The organism is Sphaerisporangium melleum, assembly GCF_014646695.1.
GTDB classification, from domain to species: domain Bacteria; phylum Actinomycetota; class Actinomycetes; order Streptosporangiales; family Streptosporangiaceae; genus Sphaerisporangium; species Sphaerisporangium melleum.
This window is the reverse complement of record NZ_BMNT01000109.1, coordinates 1-2,067: the sequence shown is the minus strand read 5'-3', so window position 1 is coordinate 2,067 and position 2,067 is coordinate 1. Positions and strand designations below refer to the sequence as shown.

Below are 2,067 nucleotides of genomic sequence, written 5' to 3'. Positions count from 1 at the left end.
TGTCGGGGTGGCTGGGCCGTGCGGATGTGGAGCGGTTGCGGCGTGGGGGTCTGCCGGCGTTGTCGGTGGATGAGGGTCTGGCGTTGCTGGATGCCGGGGTAGGGTCCGGGGTCGCGGCGTTGGTGCCATTGCGGGTGGACGCGGCGGCGCTGCGTACCGGCGGTGGAGAGATCCCGGCCCTGCTACGCGGCCTGGCCCGCCGCCCGGTACGCCGTTCCGCCGGCGGAGACGCGAGCGGATTGGCGCGGCGCCTGCTCGGGCTCGACGCCACCGAACGCCGGTCGCTGCTCACCGACCTCGTCCGGCAGGAAGCGGCGACGGTGCTCGGCCACTCCTCGATGGAGGACGTGCAGCCGGACCGGGCCTTCCAGGAGCTCGGCTTCGACTCGCTGATGGCGGTGGAGTTCCGCAACCGGCTCAAGACGCTGTCGGGTCTGCGGCTGCCCGCCACCTTGGTCTTCGACTACCCCAACGCGCGTACCGTCGCCGACCACCTCGAGAGCGAGCTGAGCGGAACGGCGAGCGACGGCGTTCCGGTCACCGTTGCGGCCAAGGTCGTCGATGACGAGCCGATCGCCATCGTGGGCATGGCCTGCCGGTATCCGGGCGGGGTCGTCTCTCCCGAGGACCTGTGGAACCTGGTCGCCTCCGGCACCGACGCGATCGGCGAATTCCCGGCCAATCGCGGCTGGGACCTGGACAAGCTCTACCACCCGGACCCGGAGAACAAGGGCACCTCCTACGTCCGCCACGGCGGCTTCCTCTACGATGCCGCCGACTTCGACCCGGCGTTCTTCGGCATCTCGCCGCGTGAGGCGCTGGCCATGGACCCGCAGCAGCGGCTGCTGCTGGAGACCTCCTGGGAGGCGATCGAGCGGGCCGGTGTCAGCCCGTCGAACCTGCGGGGCAGCCGCACCGGGGTCTTCGCCGGCGTGATGTACCACGACTACGCCTCCCAGCTGTCCTCGATCCCGGAGGAACTGGAAGGACTGATCGGCACCGGCACCTCGGGCAGCGTCGCCTCGGGCCGGGTGTCGTACACCTTCGGTTTCGAGGGTCCGGCGGTGACCGTGGACACCGCGTGCTCGTCCTCGCTGGTCGCGCTGCACCTCGCCGTCCAGGCACTGCGGTCGGGAGAATGCGACCTCGCCCTGGCCGGCGGCGTGACCGTCATGGCCACCCCCGGCACCTTCGTGGAGTTCTCCCGGCAGCGCGGCCTCGCCCCCGACGGGCGTTCGAAGGCGTTCGCCGCCGCGGCCGACGGCGCGGGCTGGGCCGAGGGCGCCGGCATGCTGCTCGTCGAGCGGCTGTCGGACGCGCAGCGCAACGGCCATCCGATCCTCGCCGTAGTACGCGGCTCGGCGGTGAACCAGGACGGTGCGAGCAACGGTCTGACCGCGCCGAACGGGCCCTCGCAGCAGCGGGTGATCCGGCAGGCGCTGGCCAACGCCGGTGTGCCCGCGGCCGAGGTGGACGTGGTGGAGGCGCACGGTACGGGCACCGCGCTGGGCGACCCGATCGAGGCGCAGGCGCTGCTCGCGACCTACGGCCAGGACCGGGACGCCGACCGTCCGCTGTGGCTGGGCTCGGTCAAGTCCAACATCGGGCACACCCAGGCGGCGGCCGGTGCCGCGAGTGTCATCAAGATGGTGATGGCCATGCGCAATGGCGTGCTGCCCAAGACCCTGCACGTGGACGAGCCGTCCCCGCACGTGGACTGGTCGGCGGGCGCGGTGGAACTGCTGACCGAGGACGTGCAGTGGCCGCGGAACGGTCACCAGCGCCGCGCGGCGATCTCCTCCTTCGGGGTCAGCGGTACGAACGCGCACGTGGTGCTGGAGGAGGCCCCGGCGGCCCCCGCGCCCGAGCAGCCGCCGACGGTCGAAGAGGGCCCTGAGCTGGGGCTTTCCCCGGTGCCGTGGGTGGTTTCCGCGCGGTCGGGTGTGGGGTTGGCGGGTCAGGCGGGTCGGTTGGCGGGTTGGGTGGCCGAGCGTCCTGCTCTGGAGGCCGGCCAGGTGGGGCGTTCGCTGGTGGTGTCGCGTTCGGTGTTCGAGCGGCGTGCTGTGG

General features: G+C 72.3%; 1 protein-coding gene. It reads left to right on the top strand.

Annotated elements, in window-relative coordinates; translation table 11 throughout:
* Positions 1-122: 122 nt before the first annotated feature.
* A partial coding sequence (locus IEY93_RS37310; protein WP_308425770.1) for a type I polyketide synthase occupies positions 123-2,067 on the top strand: 1,945 nt, incomplete at its 3' end.